The organism is Streptomyces sp. NBC_01006 (assembly GCF_045162725.1).
GTDB lineage: Bacteria > Actinomycetota > Actinomycetes > Streptomycetales > Streptomycetaceae > Streptomyces.
This window is the reverse complement of record NZ_CP108700.1, coordinates 8,389,447-8,409,870: the sequence shown is the minus strand read 5'-3', so window position 1 is coordinate 8,409,870 and position 20,424 is coordinate 8,389,447. Positions and strand designations below refer to the sequence as shown.

The window sequence follows — 20,424 nt, the reverse complement described above, 5'->3', positions numbered from 1 at the left end:
CCAGTGCCGGGGCCGGCCGCGGCACGGTGGCGGCAAGCGCCGCTGGTCCCTGCCTCCGCTCCTCGCCGCGCGGCGGCCACCCGGCAGGCATCCGGCGAAAGCCGGGCACGCCCAGCCGGCACCCCAGCGCAGAGCCGAGGAACGCCCGTGCGGGGCCACCCCGCCGAAGCCCGCCACGAAACCCTGGACTGGGTCAGCCTGCCAGTCGGGCGAGGGCCAGCGCGTGTGCGTGGGCGAGGGAGTCGGCAGCAGCGCAAGGGATGTCCGGCTGCACACCGGTGCCCTCCCAGTTCGTGTTGGAGACGGGGTTGACGGCGCGGCCAACGGGGACGGTGACCTCCAGGTGTGGGTGCACCGTCCAGCCCTTGCACGGATGTGCACCGCCGCGGGTGCGCTCGCCGACGACTACGGCGCGGCCGAGCTGCTGAAGGTCGTACGCCAGCTCTTCAGCGGCAGAGAAGGTGCTGTCGCTCGACAGCACATACAACGGCTTGCTGCCACCGAAGCGCGCACCGGGAACATGCGGCAGGCTCCAGGACTGCTCGCTGCGCCCGCCGCCACGCCAGTGCATGGTGTTGAGGTGGGTGCGCTCGTCGAGTAGGTAGCTGCAGACGAAGGCGACCGTGTCCGGATCGCCGCCCCGGTTGGCACGAAGGTCCACGATCAGCGCCTGGGCACGGGAAGCCAGGGTGAGCGCGGCGCCCAGCGGTTCGGCAGCCCACTCCAGCGGAAACAACATCGGTGCCAGCTCCACCACGCCGACCCCTCCGTCGAGCAACTCCACCCGGGGCGCACCGCCCAGCGAGGTGTCGAAGTCCCGACGCATGGCCTCCAAGGTGGCCGCCCCCTGCTCCGGGGACACCGGGTCGGCGTGGTGCTTCAGCCTCAGGTGCCGGTCGTCGTTGACGGACTGCAGGTCCGTGGTGACCAGCCGGGCAAGCTCCTCGGCGCCGTCGACGTCATAGGCGCCCTCGGCGAGGCGCCGTTGCAGCAGGCCGGCGAGTTGCTCGGCTATCTCGGGGAAGACGTAGTGCTCGGTCAGGAGCCGGGCCGTCTCGTTGATGACAGGGGCCGACGGAAGCTTCGTTGGAGTCGTCATGGCAGGGAGTAGAGCACTGCCCTTGCAAAAGCGTCAACGAATTTAGACACTTTCGGTATGCGCGATCAGACTCCCTATCTGCCACCCCCTGAGGACGTCCTGGAGATCGGTGCGCCTGAGCAGTTCGCAGCACTCGCCCACCCGTTGCGTCAGCGGTTGCTCTTCGCCCTGGGCCACCGGCCTGCCACCACCAGCCAGCTTGCGGCGCAGCTCGACGCGAAGAAGGGCAACCTGGCCCACCACCTCAAAGTCCTCCGCGAAGCCGGGCTGGTCCACATCGCCGAGACCCGCCAGGTCCGCGGCGGCACCGAGCAGTACTACCAGCGCACGGCCCGCCACATGGTCGTCGCCCAACCTCAGGCGGCAGGCACGACCGCGATGCTCACCGCGTTCGCCCAGGAGCTGGACCTCTCACCCGCCGAGACCCACCTGACACTGCGCCACCTGCGTCTCAGCCCCGCGAAGGCAAGAGAACTCGGCGAGACCCTCGCCAAACTGGTCGACGAGGCCGAGGAAGATGCAGAGGACCAGCCCGTGCACGGCGTGTTGGTGGCGCTCTATCAGCAGGCCCTGCCGACCAGCACCACCAGTTCCGCCTAGGCCGTGCATGGAAAGTGGATCTTGGGCTGTGAATGATCACGGTTCATGGGTCGGGGAGATCCCACGGACGAGCAGTGGGCAACGCTGGAGCCGTTGTTGCCGAAGGGGATGAAGGCGGGGGATGCCCGACGCGATGGGGGCGGCGGGTTGCTGCCTCCGACGAGGCGGGCCAGGAGGACGGCGATCGCCTCGTTGCGCAGGACCCTGGCGGCCTGCACGAGCTTGAGCGGGTCTGGGGTCGGAAGAGACAGTGGCGCCGAGGGCTGGCGGGCGGCGATGCCTAGGTGGTGGGGAGGAGACCGGCGACGAGGACGGCGAATTCCTCGGGGTCGAGGATGCGGATGCCCAGTTCTTCGGCCTTGGTGCGCTTGGCGCCGGCCTTCTCGCCCGCCACCAGGAGGGTGGTGCGCTTGGACACCGACGACGATGCCTTTCCGCCGGCTCGCTCGATCAGCTCGTTCATCTCGTTCCGGGACAACACCGCAAGGGGGCCGGTCATGGAGCCGGTTACCACGACGGCCTGTCCGGCCAGCGGGCCGCCCGCCGAGTGCTCGCCGTCGTCTCCGTCGTCGGTCGCGGGCTTCTGCGGCTCGGTGACCTGCGTGCCGACCTGCTGGGCCTGGAGTTTGTCGAGGAGCGGGGCGAGTTCAAGGAGTTCGGCCGCAATGACGCGGGCCTTCTCGGTGCCGATGCCGGCGACCCCGGCCAGCGTGTCCGCGTCGGCGGCCCGGATCGCGGCCATCGAGCCGAAGTGCGCGGCGATCCGGCGGGACATCGTGCGCCCGGTGCCGCGGACACCGAGGGCGCAGAACACGCGGCTCAACGCAGCCCCGCGGGCGGTTTCGATCGCGGCCAGGAGGTTGGTGGCGCTGGTCTCACCCATCCGCTCCAGACCGAGGAGCTGCTCGCGGGTCAGCGTGAACAGGTCGGCGACGTCCTTGACCAGACCGGCCTCCACCAGCTGGATCGCGCGCGTGCCGCCGAGGCCTTCGATGTCGAGCTGGTCCCGGCCGGCCGCGTAGATCACCGAGGCCACGGCCTGACAGTTCCGGCCGCGCACGCACCGCCACCGCTGCTCGGAGGTGTCGATCGCGTCGCCGCATCGAGGGCACGCCTCGGGGAAGACGATCGGGCTCTCGGCGCCGGTGCGCTGGTCGACCAGCGGTGCCTCGACCCGGGGGATCACGTCGCCGGCCCGGTACACGAACACCTGGTCGCCGATCATGAGCCCGCGGCGGGTGATGTCGGACGGATTGTGAAGCGTGGCGTAGGTGACCGTCACCCCGTCGATGACCACGGGCTCCAGGACAGCGCGCGGGGCGATGATTCCGGTCCGGCCGACGTTCCACTCCACCGCCAGCAGGCGCGTCACCTTGTGTTCGGCCGCCAGTTTCCGGGCCACCGCCCACCTCGGGGCGCGCGAGCCGTTGCCGGCCTGCCGCTGGTCCTCGGCCGTGTCGGCCTTGACGACGACACCGTCGATCCCGAACGGCAGGTCTCCGCGCAGGCCGGCGATCACGTCGATACGTTCCTGCACCTGCTCCACGGTCTCGCATCGCATCGGGGCGGCGGCCGTGCTGGCGGCCGTTTTCGCGCCGAGCGCGGCCAGGTTCTCCAGCAGAGCGACGTGGCCGAGGTCGTCCAGGCCGATCGCGCTGTAGGCGAAGAAGGTCAACTCGATCCGGTAGGGGCGGTCCTTGGCCCGCAGGGTGCCGGCCGCTCCGCTCCGCGGGTGCGCGAAGGGCGTGGCCTCGTGGGCGAGCCGGATCCGGTTGGCCTCCTCGAACTGCGCGGTCGTCAGCAGTACCTCGCCGCGCAACTCGACGTCGATCGGCTCTGTGAGTACCGGGGGCAGACCGAGGACGGCGTCGGCGGCGTGGGTGATGTCCTCGCCGGCCAAGCCGTCGCCACGGGTGAGGACCTGAACGAGCCGGCCACCCCGGTACCGGGCGGCCACCGCGAGGCCGTCGAGCTTCGGCTCCACACACCACCCGGCCACAGGGTGCCCGAGACGCCGTTCCAGCCCTGCCGCCCACTCGGCGAGCCCGTCGGCGTCGAAGACGTTGTCGAGGGAGAGCATCGGCACCGAGTGCGGCACGTCACCCTGCACAGCCCCGCCCGCCACCTTCCCGGTCGGCGACTCGGCAAGCACCTCGTCCGGGTGGGCCTCCTCGTAGGCTGCGATGGCGCGCAGCAGCCCGTCGTACTCGTCGTCACCGAGCGGGGTGGTCCCGTCGCCGTAGTACGCGGCCGACGCCGCCGCGGCGGTGGTCACGGCCTCGACGTAGGCGGCAGGAGAGAGCAGGGCACTGTTTTCGGTCATGCAGGTCATCATCCTGCCCCGGACTGACAACGCCACCGCCCGACCCCGCCTTGCCGCGGCACACAACCGATCCGCCCCGCGATAGAGGGCCGGAACGGCAACAGCTGCTGATCGGCACCACCCTCCCGGCCGATCGCCCGGACCGAAACCAGCTCCCGGTGGATCGCCCAGTCGCACATCGTGACCTGCGGAGATACCGCCGTTCCGACATGTGGCCGGCTTCCTACCGGCCGGCCATAGGGAGATATCGTCGTCCGGTCACGGACGGCAATGGGATCGTCCGTTCAACCCAGGGGAACCACCATGACTGATCTGAACTCGCTGCGGGCGAGCCTGGCGACCGGTGAGCACGAGTTCGCCGACACCCTGGCCTTCATCTCCGCGCACTACGAGTATCAGCCGCAGGCGTTCCGCAACGGGGAACTGGAAAATGCCGCAGGGGAGAACGAGGGTTCCTGCAAGACGCTGGGACTGGCCCTGCTGGAAGGGCTGAGCGACCAAGAGGCGCTGCAGGCATTCGGTGAGCACTATCGCAGTGTGCTGGCGACGCCGACCGACACTGATCACGGCAACATTCGCAACCTCATGGCCCATGGCCTGACAGGGGTGAGCTTCGCCGGGCAACCGCTGGCCCGCAAGAGCTGAACAACGAATCCGGGCCGTCGCAAAAGGCGAGGAGCGGAACACCGCCCCGTACACCCACTCCCCCGGCCCTCCCTTCAAGAGTGGGACGAGGCGTCACCAGCGGCGGCGCGGGTTCGGGCAGGCAGCGCCGGCAACGGCCCCGTCGACACTCAAATCGCCCGGGACGCACGACTCCCCACGCCACCGTGTACCGCACCCCGTCCAGGCCAGCCCGGGGTCGACTGCGGTCAGCTGCTCACCAGTCGGCCGAACCGGACAGGGCGCAGCGGTACCGTACGGCCGGCCGATGCCACGAAGAAGCTCGCCGGCAGCCTCCGCGACTTGGCGGCCGCGGCCGCTACAGGCCCACGCCCACCTGCCCTTTCGTGGGTCTGCAGCGGCGGCAGCCGGTCGGGCAGGGCTCTCACGTCACCAGGTGCAGCGACGTTCCCGCGATGCCCAGCCGTACGCTCTGTCCCCAGGTCAGCTCCAGGGCGTCGCCCTCCATCCCGTCGCCGAAGACCACGATCCGGTCCGACTCCACGGTCAGCTGCAGCCCCTGCCCCCGCCCCAGCTCACCGGCTACCTTCGTCGTTCCGGTCGTTGGGGAGGGCCATGCCTCGCGCACGAACCACAGGAGCCTCCGCTCGCAGGGTGCGGGCAGCCCCGCGGAGCTGCCGCGCTCCAGCCACAGGGAACGCAGCCAGCCGGTGGCGCCCGTGCCGGTGCCCACCAGCACTCCGGAGGATGCCTGGGCCTCACCCGGGTCCATGTCGCCGTCGGAACCCAGGCGGTAGCGGGCCGTCTGGTGACCGGGCGAGCCCAGATAGATCTCGTTCAGGGCGAGAAGTCGCTGGGTGTCGTCGGCGACGGCCTCGACCATGGTGAGCTCCTCCGCCCGGCCCCCGGCGGCGATTGCCGCACGCAGCAGCGAGGCCGCGTCGGCGCAGCGATGACGGACCAGGACCCCCGGGTTTCGCCCCGGATCGGTGTCGATGCCCACAACCGGCTGTCCGCGCAGATACTTCGCGGTGTTGGCCACCAGGCCGTCCTGGCCGACCACGACCACCACGTCCTCCGGGGCGAACAGGAAACGGTCCAGGTCCGCCCGCTCCACCCGGGCGCTGCGCCAGGTGAGCGGCACCGCCGCCGCCACCTCCCGCAGCGCCTGCCGCGTGCGCTCGTGGCGGCGGACCACCTCGTCGATCGACCGGCCCCGGCTGGAGAGGAAGAACGCGGCCTGCCCGTGCGTTCCGTGCCGGGCGAGCAACTCCTCGTACTCGGTCCTGCGGTGCACGAGCACCGCCCGCGGGGCCAGGCTCACGCGCCCGCGCCGCCTTCCGGACGTCCGAGCTTGGCGAGGAGCCCGGTGAGGACGTCAGGAGAGAGCGTGATGCTCTCGATCCGCGGCAGGTTCTCCGCCAGCCGGGTCGCCGCCAGGGCGTGCAGCGTGCCCGGGCCGGCTTCGTCGTGGACGCGCAGCCACGCAGCCTGAACCTCGGCGCGCGCCGCGCCCGTCTCGCGCACCGCCTCGGCGTCCGCACGGGCCAGGCGGACCTTGCGGGCCGCCTCGGTTTCGGTCCGGATGCCGTCCGCCGCCGCCTTCTCCTCGGCCTCGCGACGGGCGTTGGTGCCGCGCTGGTCGATCAGCTGCTCCTCGCGCCTGGCCAGTTCGATCTGGCTGGCCAGCTCGTTCTCGGCGATGGCACGCTCACGCTCGACGGCGACAGCCCGCCGTTCGTAGGTGGCCCGGTCCGCCTCCTGCTGGATCTGCTCGCGGGCCGGGGTGCGCAGGGCACGCTCCACCTCGGCCTCCGGGCGGATCGCCACGACCCGCACGGCCACTACATCGATGCCGGTGGCCGGAAGCCTGGGCTCTGCGGCGAGACCGGCGGTGACGCTCCCCCGCACCGAGGCGACGCCGTCCACCAGGGCGGCGGCCAGCGGCGTCCGGGCCAGTACGTCCAGCGTGTGCTGCTGCGCGGTCTCGGTGAGGAGAGTGGCGATCTGCTCCAAGGGGGCTCCGCGCCAGCTCCCGGTGTCCGGGTCGACGGAGAAGTCGAGTCGGGCCGCGGCTTCGGCCGGGTCGCTGATCCGGTAGGTGACGGTGGCCTGCACGGCGACGTCCTGGAAGTCGGACGTACGAGCGTGGAACGCCATGGCCAGCTCCCGGTCATCGACCGGCACTTCGGACAGAGCCGCTGAGAGCGACCGGTACCAGAAACTGAGCCCAAGCCCGTCGTGGGCGAGTCGTCCGCGCTTGTGGTGGCGGATGTGGGCGGTGGGCGCGGAGCGCAGATGACGCCAGCCGAAGCGCCGGGTGATGTCGGCCATGGCGAACCCCCTTCATTTCGTCAAGATGACGATAACAAGCCCCGATTCATATCGTCAAGAGGACGAAAAGAGGCCTGCCCGGGGCACTGCCCCGGCAGCAACGGAAGTCGCGCGAAGGGGTCCTCGGCCTGCCGGACGACGGGCTGCCCCCTGAGCGGTCTCACGGTCCGTGCGTCCGCGCCGGCCCTGCTCGCGAAGGAAGCCCGCCGCCGTCCGTTGGTCGGCGACTTACCGACACCGGGTTCAGAGGACCCTCCTCGCCGTAGCCCGCCAGGCACACCAGCGATGGATGGCCGCGCAGATGACCGGACTTCAGCAACGTACGGGCGCGTTACCGGCCCGCCGGTCGGGCCGCCGCCCGAGGCGTCTGTTCCCCCCCTCGGGTCCGCCACGGTCCCCGGTCACTCGGTACCGCTCACCGTGACACGGCGGATGACGGGCGGCAGAGGCCGTCAGGAGACCGGGGCCGACGCGGATAATGGCACCACCCCTGGGCCTCCGCGTGCGAAGGCCCGTACCGATCCGAGAGATGAAGAGCAGAGTCCATGACGCTGAAGGAAGGCCAGCGGGTGAAGCTGGCCGCGGACACCAGACTCACCGACTGGGCTGCGATGACGCAGGACTCCCCGACGTCGCCGGGGGTCGTGGCCGGATCTCTCCTGCTGGCGGCGGGCATCGAGGGCACCGTCGAGCGCGTGATCGAGCACGAGTACCAGAGCCAGGAGGCGCGCGAGTACGAACGGCTCTCGTCGCTGCTCGACGCGTTCGGCCGGGACATGCCTCCGGGGAGCAGGAAGCAACTCGAAGAGCAGATCGCCTCGTTGGAACCGCAGTGGATCGCCTATCAGGAGCAGAGGCAGCGGGTCACGGTCCGTGTCCGCTTCGACCTCGGGCTCATCCTGGACGACGCGCACGAGGAGGTCTTCACGCCCGCCTGACCGAGGCCTCAGCGGCCACGGTCGCGCTCGTCGCCTCCCTCATGGCCGGTGCGGCGGCCTCCGGGCCGGACCTCGACGGACTGGACTGCGGTTTCGACAGCCGGAACCCTCCGCCCACCGTCCAGGTCGGCAGCGTCGAGAGGGGCTCGGCCTCCTCTGCCACACACCCCCAGCAGCTCTGGCCCCTCCCCCGGGCCGCCGTACGACACCCCGGGGCTGACCACCTCCGCGGACGCCTCCGTCGAGGGCATCACCATCGACGCCGTGCATCGCGCGTGCCCTGGACTTCGCCGCGTCCGCCGTCGGACGGGACCGGTACACGGACGCCTGCCACGCTTCCCTCCATGCGCTCGCGGACCGGCATCCGGACTCGTGGGACGCACGCGGCTCCGGCCTCTGCCACGTCGCCGCCGGTGTGCTCCAGGCCGCGCTGCGCGTCCGCTGTACGGAGCTGGCCGGCGCGGCCGCCGAACGGACCACGCACCCGCTCGCACGGGAGCGGCGGACGGGCTCTGACAGCCGCGACGCCGGTTTGTTCACGGGTGCGTCCGGTGCGGCTCTGGGACTGCCTGCTGATGGCCTGACGGTCTGGCCGGATCCCTCGACGGCGCTCCCCGGGGGCGGGGTCCTCGGGTACCGAGGGCCCTCGGTACCGGCGGGGCCGCGGCTGAACCACGCTGACGAATCAGAGTTTAAGGGTGGATCAACGGAACCTTAAGGCTCCCTATGGTCCATGCTTCGGTCGAGACGATCGGACCGAACGCTGGATGCGTCGATCACCCCGATCTGCGGGGCCCCCACCTGCACCTTCGAACGCGCTCCGGAGACCGTGAGCCACCGCGGCAGGACACCACGCAGCAGGCGAATCCTCTTCACCGCCGGATTTGTAATGCCGCGACAAGAACTGAACTCGCTCGTGACATAGGGCGTATCCAGGACGCGGGGTACAGCATCCATCGAATTTCGGATCGAGGAGTTCCAATGTCCCGGAAACGGACTATGAGTTCTACGAAGAAGCTCGTGCTCTCTGTCACCACGGGAGCCATGGTGGCCGGAGTGGTCATCGCCACGGTGGCGACCGGCAATGCCTCGGTCCCCGACGTCGTGTGTCAGGGGTCGACGGTCACGTTGTCGGGTGAAGCGGGGCCGCCGGCGGCGACCAGTGGAACGTTCCCGCCGGGTACGAAGCTGAAGGTGACGAACCTGGACAACGGCCAGGCAACCACCGTCACGGTCAACGGCCCGTCCGGCAGCTGCGTCCTCCTCAACAACGCCGCCTTCGACAAGGTACGGGAGCCCGGCAAGAACCTGATCCGCCGGGCCCGCATCGAACGCGTGGGCGGCGGCAACGCACAGACCGGCGCGACGGGGACCTCCGGTGCGGCGGGGACCTCCGGTGCGGCGGGGGGACAGGCGCCGCCGGCCACCGGGGAGGTGGTGTGTCAGGGGTCGACGGTCACGTTGTCGGGTGAAGCGGGACCGCCGGCGGCGACCAGCGGAACGTTCCCGCCGGGAACGAAACTGAAGGTGACGAACCTGGACAACGGCCAAGCAACCACCGTCACGGTCAACGGCCCGTCCGGCAGCTGCGCCCTCCTCAACAACGCCGCCTTCGACAAGGTACGCGAACCCGGCAAGAACCTGATCCGCCGCGCCCGCATCGAACGCGTCGGCTGAGCGACCAAACAGCAGGTTCGGGGCCACGGGGCGCACCGCCCCGCCATGGCACCGGCCCGACGGCATACGGGGCGCGGTTCTGGTCCGGTGTGCCGCCGGCCGCTCCAGGGCTTTCTTGCGGATCGCCCAGAATGACTTCAAGGCTGCTTGGACCGCGGTTTTCGCTTCAAGGTCAATGCGATCTGCTATCGCATTGCAGTGGACTATGGATTGTTCAGCAAGGAAGGTGAGTTGAGGCCGAGCGACGGGTGGCCCGCTGCTGCGTCCGCCCTTTCGCTCCTGTCTGATCCCAAGGCGCCCCCACAAGTCACGACGTCGCCCAGGACGGCCAGGTTGTGACCGCTCACCGGTCACCAAGCATCGAGCAGTCACGCGGGGCGGTCTGCTCCAGACCGAGCGGACGTGGGCGCGCCCCTGCTGCCGGCGCTGCTCGGTGAGGTACTTGCCTGCGTCAATCACTCGGCGCCGGCCGGTCTTGGGTGAGACTCCCAGGCGGCGTGCCACCTCTGCTCCGGACAGCTTTACTCCACTTGTCTCCGGCTTCGGCGAGCCAAGCGGCGACGGTGGGGATCTGCTGCTGCACCGGATCAAGGACAGGCTCCTCAGTCTGCTGCTTGGGGAGCTGTGCAGTGGCCGTGCCGGTGCCGCTGACCGACGCCCCCCGCCCTCGCCCTCGCCGGGCAGGGTCGAGGTCTGCCAGATGTCGCTGGCCATCTGCTTGGGAAGGAAGAGGTTCGCGACGGGGATGAACCAGCTCGGCGATGGCGCGTACGCGTCCGAACCAGATTGCCCGGCAGACCGCCAGCCCGGCTCCGAGAAGGATCTGAGCGAAGAACAAGTAGTAGCGGAGACCCAACTGGTCCAGTTCGTTGAGGTCGTGCCAATGGGCTCTCCCACAGACTGGTGAGCATCCCCAGCGCGGCCGGGGCGGCCGCGGCGGCAGCCATCCCCTGACCGGCGCGGGCCGCGATCAGTTGCCCGGGGGCTTGGGCCAGCCCGCCGCCAGTGAGCACAGCCGGAAGACGGCCAAGCGGCCAGCCGACGGTGACCGTACAGGTCACAAGCGCGGCCTCCCCGTGAGCGGTGTGGCGCCGGGGCCCGGCGGGACATGCACCTGTTTCTGGCGTACCTCGGTGAAGCCTCTGACGGGCCCGCCAACGCAAGAGCAGTCATGCTCTTGATTCCGTCGAGGCGAAGCCTTGCCGATAGCCCTTCCTCACTCCACTTGCGCAGTCTCGTTCGTCTTTGCCCGGTGCCTGTCCCGCAGCCCCGGTCGCTACCCCCGTCACCTGGACATACGCTGACCGTAGGGCAGGCGGCCTTGGGCCGCCCTTACAAGAAGCACCGCGTTGCCGATGGCTCAATCACCATCGCGCTCGCCGGCCGTGTTTGCCCCTCCCCTGACGGTTGACGGTGGTGAACCGCGCCGGCACTCTCCGCTATTTCCCTGCGACCAGGGAGTCGCAATGAGAAGACTTTCTCGTACACGCCGTCGGGCCGTTGCCATTGCGGCAACACTGATGGCCGGAGGAATGGTGTTGGGGGCGGGCTCAACGGCGTCCGCCGCCGTGTCGTCCGGCCTTCCCGCCGAGGTCAGCCCCGCCGACCAGACGGCCATGCTGAACGACACCAATGCAATACGTCAGACGGAAGGCGCGCCACCCATCGCCTGGGACGCGGCCCTCGCCTCCGGCTCGCAGTCATGGGCCGACAATCCCGCTTCCCTCGCCGGTGGCCTCCAGCACGACGAGAGCTTCAACAACGGCGCCGAGAACATGTCGGGGGCCGAGCCATCCCAGGCTGTGTCGCAATGGGCCGGTGAGAAGGCCGCTTACGACGCGGCTGGCCCGAACTGGAACACGGATGACCCCAGTTACAGGAACTGGGGTCACTACTGGAACATGGTCCAGAAGAACTACACGAAGATGGGGTGCGGTGCTGCAGCCGGCGTGACGGTCTGCCGCTACGCCTGACCGGACCCACACGGGCCGCCACGCCGAGCGTGCGGCTGCCGAAGCTCCGAACGCGGAGTCGACCCGGCTGGAGTCGGCAAGACGATGCTGTCGGTCGAGCACGCGGGCTCGGGTGGCTCTACAACGCGTCCCTCAACTTGGCATGATGGCTGTCGGCGCTGGCGACCGGTGTCCGCCTCCTACCGCTCTCGGTGAGCCTGCTGGCCGCCGCCACCCTGATCCCGCGCTACCTCCCGGACGTCTACCCCCGGCACGTGGTGCGGCTCGGAATTCTCGCGCTGCTCGCGGGAGCGGTGGTTCTGATGGCCGCCCTCGACGCGGACGCCGACGCGGCGATCGTCACCGTCTCCGCGGTACCGCAGTCACAGAGCGCGGAGGTCGGCGGAGTACAGAACGCCGTCACCAACCTCGGCGCCTCGATCGGTACCGCCCTCGCCGAATCGATCATGATCGCCGCGCTCACGTCCTCCTTCCTGACCAGCGTCGGGGCGAACCCGGCGGTCCCGGACAGCGTCACGAGCCAGGCGACCGTCCAGCTCCAGGGCGGCGCACCGTTCCTGTCGGTCGCGATCGGCCTCAGCGTCCTGCTGCACGGCTGTCGGCTCGGTTCCTTCGCCCACCGCTGCGGCGACCGTGAATCCGGGCCTCCGGGAGCCCAGGGCCTCAGGGAGGGTTCCGGGGAAGCGGGAGGGCCGCGCCCGGCACCTGCGCCGCTCCGGGGCGCTGGGGGACCTTCGCTGCCATGCGGGCTGCCCAGGGCGGATCTAGGGTGAAAGGGAGGCCCGGCGCTCGCGGACGCCCGATGCTCCGCCATCATCCCGACTCGGCGTCGGAGGCACACCGGAAGGCATCTCGCATGGCCACTGCATCAGAAACCCCGGTCCTGGACACCCTTGCCGCCATGACGATCGACTCGATCGAACGGTGCGGGCTGGCCCCGGACATGCTCATGCTCACGCGCATCGCGGCCCTCGCCGCCTCGGACGCTCCGCCGATCTCCTACCTGGCCCACATCGACCCCGCCCTCAGGGCGGGCGTGACCTCCGAGCAGCTACAGGACGTCCTGGTCGCCATCGCCCCCATCGTGGGCACCGCCCGCGTCATGACGGCGGCGGGCAACCTCACCTCGGCCCTCGGCATCGCCATCGCTGTCGCCGACGCCGAGACCGAGGCCGAGGCCCAGCGCTAGGAGCAGAATCCACCCTGCATTCGATGTCGGCGTGGCCTGCATCGAAGGGGACCACGGCACCGCGCAGGCCGCGGTGCCGTGGGCAGCTCGACGGGCAGAGGCCAGGCAGGAGCCGGGCCGCCGGCGAGGAGCAAGCCGATCGCGAGACTGCGCGCCGGCGAGGCAGGCTTGATTCATCCCCCGTTCGCGGATCACATGCTCGGGGTCATCCATGTCGTGGAACGACCCGCCCCGGGCCAACTCCCGCACTTCGTAACGGACCGGCTCGTCGGCGCCGTCCGCCTTGAGCAGCGCCTTCGCCCGGCGTTCCAGGCGGCGTCGACCTTGTACCGCCAGTTCCCAGAACCGCCGGGGGGACGGACCGTAACCGCAGCACCTCGCCACCGCAGTGGTAAGGAGGAGGCAGACCCGGCCGGGAGGGTGTGCTGCACCGGACCGGGGCGCGCGGTGAAGCGGTATCTGCATCAGGAACTCCCTCGGTCGGCGACCGGTCGCACGCGGTGCTGTGGTCGACTGCGGGATGGGGCTTCATGTCACCTGTTCTGTGTGTGGGCGGCGAGCACGGACCGGTCCCGGATGTGCGCTCGGCGCGCCGTGATGATCAGGTCCAGCGGGTCGCCACCCGGTGCCTTCTCCGGTTCCGGGGTGCCGAAGGTGAGTTGCAGGTCGCCCGACGTACACCTGTGCAATGGCGCGGAGTTGGGCCCGCGGGGAATGCGTGCCGGTGATCTCGGCCTTTGACCCCGGCCGCGCGTGGTCCGCGAGGCCGCGGCGGGCCACCGCGGACAGCAAGGAGCGGTGCGTGGGGAAGTACCGGCGCGGCGCCCTGTGCAACCACCCCCGTCCGGCGAGCGGTCTCGCGCAACTCCGGTGCTGCGCCGTCCGGTCGACGGTCGAGGGCGCGGGGCGGGCGCCCGCGAACCGCCCCCTGAAGGGAGCGCGGCCGTACCACGGATCCCGCTCCACCGGGTGCTCACCCGAAACGGCCTGCTCCGCCCGAAGGAAGTCTCGTCAACTCCCACTCACTGCTGGGAAGTTGACCCACTCGCCAGTAACATCCGACCGGCCAGTAGCACGCTGTCCGAGCAGCCACCCTCGAAGGGGTCTCCTGCATGCGCTTGACCTCCCGCGTCGCCCCCGTCACCCTCGCCGTGGCCATGGCCGCCCTCCTGCTCGGCGTCCTCCCCGCGCAGGCTCAAGCCCGGCCCGGCCGCTCCCCCGACCGGGTCACGGTCGGTGACCGTACCTTCATCGCCGACGGCCAAGGCCGCGCGCTCCAGTGGCGCGGATTCAACCTCGCCGACAAGAGCAATCGAGGCACCAACGCGTTCGCCGACATCCACGAGAGCGACCTCGAAGGCATGGCCGCCCGGGGCTTCAACCTTGCGCGTCTCGCGTTCTTCTGGGACGACCTCGAACCCAGCCCCGGGCACTACGACCGCGGCTACCTCTCCAAGATGCGACGCATCCTCGACTGGGCCGACCGTTACCACATCAAGGTCATCCTCGACGCCCACCAGGACGTGTACGGGCCCCACTTCGGCTCTCGCGGCGTCCCCGACTGGGCCACCCGCGACGAGGGGTTGCCGTTCACGCCGATACCCGACGACTGGTTCTCCGAATACTTCGAGCCCTCCGTACAGACCGCCTTCGACCACCTGTACAAGGACGCCGACCTCCGCGCCGCGCACGCCCGCATGTGGATGACGGTCGCCTCCGCCCTGGGCAGGCACCCGGCGCTGCTCGGCTACGACCTGATGAACGAGCCGTTCGCGAAGTTCCTCGAAGGCGAGGACCTCCCCACCGCCGCGGCCCGCTTCGAGGCCACCGAGCTCACGGAACTGTGGAACCGCCTTGCCCGGGCGATCCGCTTGGTCGACCACGCGTCGTGGGTCTTCGTCGAACCCACCGTCATCGTCGGTCTCGGCGTCCCCACCCGCATTGGCCGCATCGACGACCCGCACGCCGGCTACGCGCCGCACTTCTACGAGACGGCGATGGAAACCGGCTCCGACTACGACCCCAACGGCACGTTCGTCCCCGCCTACGAGGCCGCGATCAGCGACTACCCGACCCGTAACCGCATGCCGGTGATCGTCGGGGAGTGGGGCGGCAACCCCTACGTTCCGCACGCGAGCCAGTTCGTCACCGACATGACCGCCTCCATGGACCGCTTCTCCAGCGGCTGGACGTGGTGGCAGTGGTGCCGGGGCGGCGGCTACTGCTTCCTGGACCAGACGGGCGCCGCGAAGCCCAACGCCCGGCTGCTCGTCCAGCCGTACGCGCGGGCCGTGGCGGGCGACCCGCTGGCGTTCGCGTACGACCCGGCCACACGCACCTACACGCTCACCTTCCGCACCCGCGAAAACGCCGAGGGCCCCACCCAGATCACCGTGCCGAGAGACACGTACCCAGGCGGCTACCGCGTCGATATCCAAGGCAGCAAGGCCAGTTGGGACGGCCACGCCCAGACCGTCACCGTGAGTACCCACGGCAGGGCCGGAGCCACCTACAAGGTCACGATCAGCCCGAGGTAGCCCACCCGAATCGCTCGCGGCCGCGGCCCGCGGTTCCGCATCAACCGTTCCCGAGAACACCGGGGCCACCACCAGCACGCCGACGACGAGGCCGCACCCCTCGCCACGTGGATGGCCGGAACCGCGAGCGATTGCCGTTTACGATCGATCAACTGGCCGTATCCGGCCCGGTCCCGGTGCCTGGCCGTCGCCAATGACGGCGTTCAACACGGTCGGCGGCCGTTCTGTAGGGTGAGGGCCGCCGCGGCAGGCCGACGTGAGCGCCCACCGACGGAGGGCCCTACGATCGCCGTCATGACCTCCGCCTTGATCCTCAAGAGCGGGGACGGGGATTCCTTCACCGCGCCTTCATGAACGAAGCGATTCGGCCCGCGCGACGAATCGGGCGAGTTCCTCGGCGGCGCGGCCGGGCAGGCCTGCCACGACTTCCTCCGGCAATGCCGTGATCACGGCACGGAGCCGCGCGGCGAGGTCGGGCAGCAGGGACCAGGCCACAGCGGGGGCGTTGGCGGTGGCGAGCAGGAGGTCACCCGCGTAGAAGTAGGCGTCGAGCAGCGGCTCCTCGAGCAGCAAGCGCACGGCCAGCGGAAGGACGTACGCCAGCGCGACCTGCTGCGAGATGAGGGTTCGCAGATCCGCCGGGCCGAGTTCGCCCAGCGGAATGCGCAGGCAAAGCGTCTGCGGCTCAGGTCTCTGTGCCAGCTGATTCAGCCTCCTCCATGACCGAGCAGACGGTGAAGGACCACGGAGGGACGGACGCCGTCACCACAGGGGCCTCCCCGAATGGGCGAGCCTCACAGCTCGGGACGCTGGGTAGCCCAGTCTCTGACCGATCACGGACGCGGCGATGAGTTTTCCCGGCCCGGCAAGTCTCACCATCGTTGTCGACAACACAGGAGGAGCACGTGGTGCAGCTACTGAGAGTCCAGAACTTCAGCGTCTCGAGTGACGGGATCGGTGCCGGTGAGGACCAGACCCTTGAGAGGCCGTTCGGCCATGTCGAGCCCGAAAGGTTGTTCGCCTGGGCCGGTGCCACGGCGAGCTGGCCCATGCGCACCGACCCCGGGGGGAGCCGGGGCCTGGACGACTACTTCACGCGGGACTACGCACGCAACATCGGCGCCGAGATCATGGGCCGCAACAAGTTCGGTCCCCAGCGCGGGCCCTGGCAGGACCATGAGTGGCAGGGCTGGTGGGGTGACGAGCCCCCGTTCCGCACCCCGGTGTTCGTCCTGACCCACCACAAGCGTCCGTCGCTCACGCTGTCCGACACCACGTTCCACTTCGTCGATGGCGACCCGGCCACGATCCTCGAACAGGCCCGGGAGGCGGCGCAGGGCAAGGACGTCCGACTCGGCGGCGGGGTTACCACCATCCGACAGTTCCTCGACGCCGACCTCGTCGACACCCTGCACGTGGCGGTCTCGCCGGTGAAGCTCGGGTCCGGACTACGGCTCTGGGAATCCCCCGATGAGCTGCGCGAACGGTTCCACCTGGAGGTCATTCCCAGTCCGAGCGGGGTGACGCACCACCTGCTCTGGCGAAAGTGACTCCTCCTCAGGGCGGCCCTGAGACGAGCCGGTAGGAGTTGGTGCCGGTCTCGATGATGTGTCGTTGAAGGTGAGGCTGTCGACGACGGCCGCGCAGAGGCGTGGATCGGTGAGGAACTCTGTCCACCCGCCGACCAGGGGCCGTTTCGGATCACTCCGAAACGGCCCCTGGATCCAGCCGCGGCCGCCGTCAGTCCGCGGCCCGGCGCCTGCCCCGTCGACGGCGCGGGTACGGCAAGAGCCGTGGTGACCGTTTGGCGGCCACGTCCTCGACCCAGCCGAAGGTCAGCACCAGCAGGCCGAGCAGCGGGATCGCCACCAGCAGCGTGAACCATGGGCTGGCCAACAGCCACTGGAGGTTCTTGTAGATGAAGTGGACGCTCCAGAGGGGGTCGATCAGCGGGACGGCGACCACCAGCGCGGTCTCGTGCCAGAGGTAGACGCTGACAGCGCGTGCGTTGAGCAGGCTGACCAGGCCGTTCCACCGTTCCAGCGGCCTGGGCCACCGCTCCCAGGACGGGCTGACGTGGAGCAGGATGGCAACGAAGCCGAGGGACCACAGGGCCTGGGCGATCGGCCAGGACTCGATGTCGGTCGGTTCGGTCGGATCGACCGGCCGGGTCTGCAGGTACCAGAGGCCGGCCACCATGATCAGCGGCGCGATGGACGGCAGTACGTACTGCGGGATCTTCTTGAGCAGCCCCTCCTGGTGGGCCATGCCGAGGATCCAGCAGGAGCCGAACATGGTGAAGTCGTTGACGGTCTCCCAAACCCGGCTGTAGATGAATTCCTGGTCGGCGAAGAACGTGTTCATGACGATCGTCAGTGCCAGGGGCGTGAACAGCGTCACCACCGGAAACCGTCGCAGTGCCCGGAGCATCAGCGGTGAGAGCAGGACGTACCAAAGGTAGGCCCGGAGGTACCAGAGCGGGACGGTGATCTGCGCGGCCCAGACGTGTTCCACGTGGTGGTGGAAACCGGGCAGGTCGTCCGCGTACGGCGGAGTGCTCAGCGGCAGGATCCAGAACGCCAGCTTGGTCCACCACCAGGTGGGGTGGCCGTCGGAGTGGGGGCCCCAGCCGTCGAGGATCTGGAGGGCGATCATGACGGCGCCGAACAGCCACATCGGCGGCAGCAGCCGGCGCAGTCGGCCGCGGATCACGCCGAGAGCGGGACGGCTGAGCGAGCGGGCCATCAGCGAGCCGGCCAGCGCGAACATCACGCCCATCGACGGGAAAGCGAGGGGCAGCCAGAACCAGCCGAAGTTGTGGTAGAACACCACGCGAACCAGCGCCAGCGCGCGCAGCAGGTCGAGATAGCGGTCCCGGCCGCCCTTGCGTGTGGACGGTGCCTCCGGCTCCGGCGCCCGCTCCTGTCGCAGTACGGCGGGGACTCTCAACTGGACGGTGTCCTGGGTGCGCCCGAGGTCGACGGATGCAGTCATGGTCAGGCCTCCACCGGTACAGCGACCTCGCCGGTGCGCCGGAGCTTCTGCCAGCGCAGTCGGCCGCCGGTCATCGCCGTGATCGCGGACTGCAACAGGACGATGTACATCAGCTGCCGGTAGACCAGTTGCTGGATCGGCAGGCTGATCAGATGCCAGGGCTTCTCGCGGTCGAGCCGGAAGGCGTACCAGGACAGTGCGGCCTGGAGCAGGATGAAGCCGCCCCAGCTGGTGAGGGTGATCGGGGCGTCCCCGAACAGCACGCCGTACAGCAGGAACAGGTCGACCAGCGGTGCCAGCAGCGGGGCGACCACGCCGAACAGCACGACGAGCGGCAATCCGAGTCGGCCGAAGCGCCCGGCCGGGCCGCGGGAGGTCACCGCGCCGCGGTGCTTCCACATCGCCTGCATGCTGCCGTAGCTCCAGCGGTACCGCTGGGACCAGAGCTGCTGGAGGCTGGCGGGAGCCTCGGTCCAGGCGCGGGCGTGCTCGGCGTAGACGATCCGCCAGCCGTCGCAGAGCACCGCGATGGTGATGTCGGTGTCCTCGGCGAGGGTGTCGTCGCTCATCCCGCCGACCCGCTGCAGGGCCTCCTTGCGGAAGGCACCGACCGCGCCGGGGATGGTCGGGATGACACCCAGCATGTCGTACATCCGGCGGTCCAGGTTGTGGCCGAGGACGTACTCGATGTGCTGCCAGGCGCCGATCAGGCTCTCCCGGTTGCCGACCTTGGCGTTGCCCGCGACCGCGCCGATCGCCGGGTCGCCGAAGGGCTGGACCAGCTCGCGCACGGTGGACGGCTCGAAGACGGTGTCGCCGTCCATCATCACGATGATGTCGTGCGAGGCGGCCGCGACACCGGTGTTGAGCGCGCTGGACTTGCCGCCGTTGACCTGGCGGATCAACCGGACGAACGGCAGGTCCATCTCCTCGACGATGTCCGCGGTGCCGTCCGTGGAGCCGTCGTCGATGACGATCACCTCGATCGGATGGTCACTGGCGGCCAGGGAGTCGAGGGTGTTGGCTATGCACTCTCGCTCGTTGTAGGCCGGGACCAGTACGGTGACCGGCTCGGTGACGGGCGGTCCCCAGGCGTCCCGCCGCTTGGAGCGGCGGGCGTGGATCGGTGCGAGAACGAGCATCAGCGCGAACCGGCCGAAGTTGAGGAAGCCGACGACGGCCAGCAGCCCGACCAGCACCGGCAGGGTGAGCACGGCGACGTGGGTGGCCCAGATGAATCCCTTGCCCGCCCACAGCTGGAATCCTTGCACCGGCACGGTGGCGCTGGAGGCGCCGAGTGCCTCGGAGATGGTGGTGAAGCGGTAGCCCTGGGCCTGCAGCTTGTCGATGATCTGCCCGAGCGCGGTGATGGTCTGGGTGCGGTCGCCACCCGCGTCGTGCAGCAGGATCAGCTCGCCCGCACCCGGCTTGGACGGCATCGCCGCCTTGACGATCGCCTCGACTCCGGGACGCTTCCAGTCGTCGGTGTCGCGGTCGATGAACGCGGTGAGGTAGCCGCGCGCGCCCACGTACTTGATCACCGGGTAGTTCCAGTCGTCCAGCGCCGAGGCGTCGGAGGAGTACGGCGGGCGGAACAGCGCGCTGTGGACACCCGCGACGCCGGCCAGCGCCAGCTGCGTCTGCGCCATCTCCCAGCTGATCCGGGCGTGGGACTGGTACACCAGATCGGGGTGGGTGAAGGTGTGTACGCCGAGTTCGTGGCCGCCCGCGACGATCTGCCGGATCAGCTCCGGGTTGCGCGTGGTCATGGCGCCGGTCACGAAGAAGTCCGCACGGACCTTGCGGGCCGCGAGCACCTCCAGGATCTTCGGAGTCCACTGCGGCGAGGGACCGTCGTCGAAACTCAGAACCGCAGTGTGATCGGGGATGTGATAGCTCACGGGCTTCGCGTTCTTGGAGCCACGCGCGTCGATGACCGGACCACCCTTGAGCAGGTTGGCCGGCACCGTCGTCTTGTCGACCGAGATCGCGATCCGGGAGTCGTGGAACGCCTCGTTCGTCGCCAGGCCTCGCAGGACGAGGAGCGCAAGCAGGCAAGCCAGCAGGGACAGCGGCATGAAGAAGCGCAGCGGCGGCGCGGCCAGTCGGCGCGGCCTCAGCAGGGACTGCCGGCGG

General features: G+C 69.7%; 14 protein-coding genes and 3 pseudogenes. 9 read left to right on the top strand and 8 right to left on the bottom strand.

The genetic code is table 11. From position 1 onward, the window contains the following. Positions 1-193: 193 nt before the first annotated feature. Complete coding sequence (locus tag OG509_RS38315; protein WP_406187178.1) at positions 194-1,099, bottom strand: S41 family peptidase; 906 nt, start codon at positions 1,097-1,099, stop codon at positions 194-196. Positions 1,100-1,156: 57 nt separating this feature from the next. Between OG509_RS38315 and OG509_RS38310 the strand changes: the two genes are divergently transcribed. Continuing rightward, complete coding sequence (locus tag OG509_RS38310; RefSeq protein WP_406187177.1) at positions 1,157-1,699, top strand: ArsR/SmtB family transcription factor; 543 nt, start codon at positions 1,157-1,159, stop codon at positions 1,697-1,699. 280 nt (positions 1,700-1,979) lie between these two features. On the opposite strand, the gene ligA is transcribed toward OG509_RS38310, so the two are convergent. After that, positions 1,980-4,031: an NAD-dependent DNA ligase LigA gene (ligA, locus tag OG509_RS38305; RefSeq protein WP_406187829.1), complete on the bottom strand. Its 2,052-nt coding sequence runs from the start codon at positions 4,029-4,031 to the stop codon at positions 1,980-1,982. Between the two features lie 294 nt (positions 4,032-4,325). Between ligA and OG509_RS38300 the strand changes: the two genes are divergently transcribed. After that, positions 4,326-4,667: a HopJ type III effector protein gene (locus OG509_RS38300; protein WP_406187176.1), complete on the top strand. Its 342-nt coding sequence runs from the start codon at positions 4,326-4,328 to the stop codon at positions 4,665-4,667. A 403-nt stretch (positions 4,668-5,070) separates the two neighbouring features. Here the strand turns inward: OG509_RS38300 and OG509_RS38295 are convergent, their stop codons facing one another. Beyond that, on the bottom strand, positions 5,071-5,970 hold the full coding sequence (locus OG509_RS38295) for a hypothetical protein (protein WP_406187175.1): 900 nt from the start codon (positions 5,968-5,970) through the stop codon (positions 5,071-5,073). Further along, positions 5,967-6,980: an SPFH domain-containing protein gene (locus tag OG509_RS38290; RefSeq protein WP_406187174.1), complete on the bottom strand. Its 1,014-nt coding sequence runs from the start codon at positions 6,978-6,980 to the stop codon at positions 5,967-5,969. The genes OG509_RS38295 and OG509_RS38290 overlap by 4 nt, the downstream gene beginning before the upstream one ends. A gap of 545 nt (positions 6,981-7,525) precedes the next feature. Between OG509_RS38290 and OG509_RS38285 the strand changes: the two genes are divergently transcribed. The 6 genes and pseudogenes from OG509_RS38285 to OG509_RS38260 all read left to right on the top strand — a co-directional run bounded on the left by OG509_RS38285 (position 7,526) and on the right by OG509_RS38260 (position 15,294). After that, the gene (locus OG509_RS38285; protein ID WP_406187173.1) at positions 7,526-7,918 is read left to right on the top strand and encodes a hypothetical protein; all 393 of its coding nucleotides are present in this window, start codon (positions 7,526-7,528) and stop codon (positions 7,916-7,918) included. A gap of 1,095 nt (positions 7,919-9,013) precedes the next feature. After that, a pseudogene (locus tag OG509_RS38280) lies at positions 9,014-9,259 on the top strand (hypothetical protein); the annotation flags it as partial. Positions 9,260-11,211: 1,952 nt separating this feature from the next. After that, positions 11,212-11,568 carry a CAP domain-containing protein gene (locus OG509_RS38275; protein WP_406187172.1) on the top strand — a complete coding sequence of 119 codons (357 nt, stop codon included), beginning with the start codon at positions 11,212-11,214 and terminating at the stop codon, positions 11,566-11,568. Positions 11,569-11,717: 149 nt separating this feature from the next. After that, positions 11,718-12,137, top strand: a pseudogene (locus OG509_RS38270) (MFS transporter); the annotation flags it as partial. Between the two features lie 287 nt (positions 12,138-12,424). Next, the gene (locus OG509_RS38265; RefSeq protein WP_406187171.1) at positions 12,425-12,757 is read left to right on the top strand and encodes a carboxymuconolactone decarboxylase family protein; all 333 of its coding nucleotides are present in this window, start codon (positions 12,425-12,427) and stop codon (positions 12,755-12,757) included. A 1,112-nt stretch (positions 12,758-13,869) separates the two neighbouring features. Further along, complete coding sequence (locus OG509_RS38260; protein ID WP_406187170.1) at positions 13,870-15,294, top strand: cellulase family glycosylhydrolase; 1,425 nt, start codon at positions 13,870-13,872, stop codon at positions 15,292-15,294. Between the two features lie 348 nt (positions 15,295-15,642). On the opposite strand, the gene OG509_RS38255 is transcribed toward OG509_RS38260, so the two are convergent. After that, on the bottom strand, positions 15,643-15,951 hold the full coding sequence (locus OG509_RS38255) for a contact-dependent growth inhibition system immunity protein (RefSeq protein WP_406187827.1): 309 nt from the start codon (positions 15,949-15,951) through the stop codon (positions 15,643-15,645). 248 nt (positions 15,952-16,199) lie between these two features. Here OG509_RS38255 and OG509_RS38250 point away from each other — a divergent pair, with 248 nt between their 5' ends. Further along, positions 16,200-16,844: a dihydrofolate reductase family protein gene (locus OG509_RS38250; protein WP_406187169.1), complete on the top strand. Its 645-nt coding sequence runs from the start codon at positions 16,200-16,202 to the stop codon at positions 16,842-16,844. Positions 16,845-16,851: 7 nt separating this feature from the next. Here the strand turns inward: OG509_RS38250 and OG509_RS38245 are convergent. From OG509_RS38245 to OG509_RS38235, 3 genes and pseudogenes are all read right to left on the bottom strand, one after another. After that, positions 16,852-16,976 (bottom strand): annotated as a pseudogene (locus OG509_RS38245) (AAA family ATPase); the annotation flags it as partial. Positions 16,977-17,034: 58 nt separating this feature from the next. Beyond that, the gene (locus tag OG509_RS38240) at positions 17,035-18,288 is read right to left on the bottom strand and encodes an acyltransferase (RefSeq protein WP_406187168.1); all 1,254 of its coding nucleotides are present in this window, start codon (positions 18,286-18,288) and stop codon (positions 17,035-17,037) included. A 2-nt stretch (positions 18,289-18,290) separates the two neighbouring features. Further along, complete coding sequence (locus OG509_RS38235; protein WP_406187825.1) at positions 18,291-20,378, bottom strand: bifunctional polysaccharide deacetylase/glycosyltransferase family 2 protein; 2,088 nt, start codon at positions 20,376-20,378, stop codon at positions 18,291-18,293. Positions 20,379-20,424 lie beyond the last annotated feature (46 nt).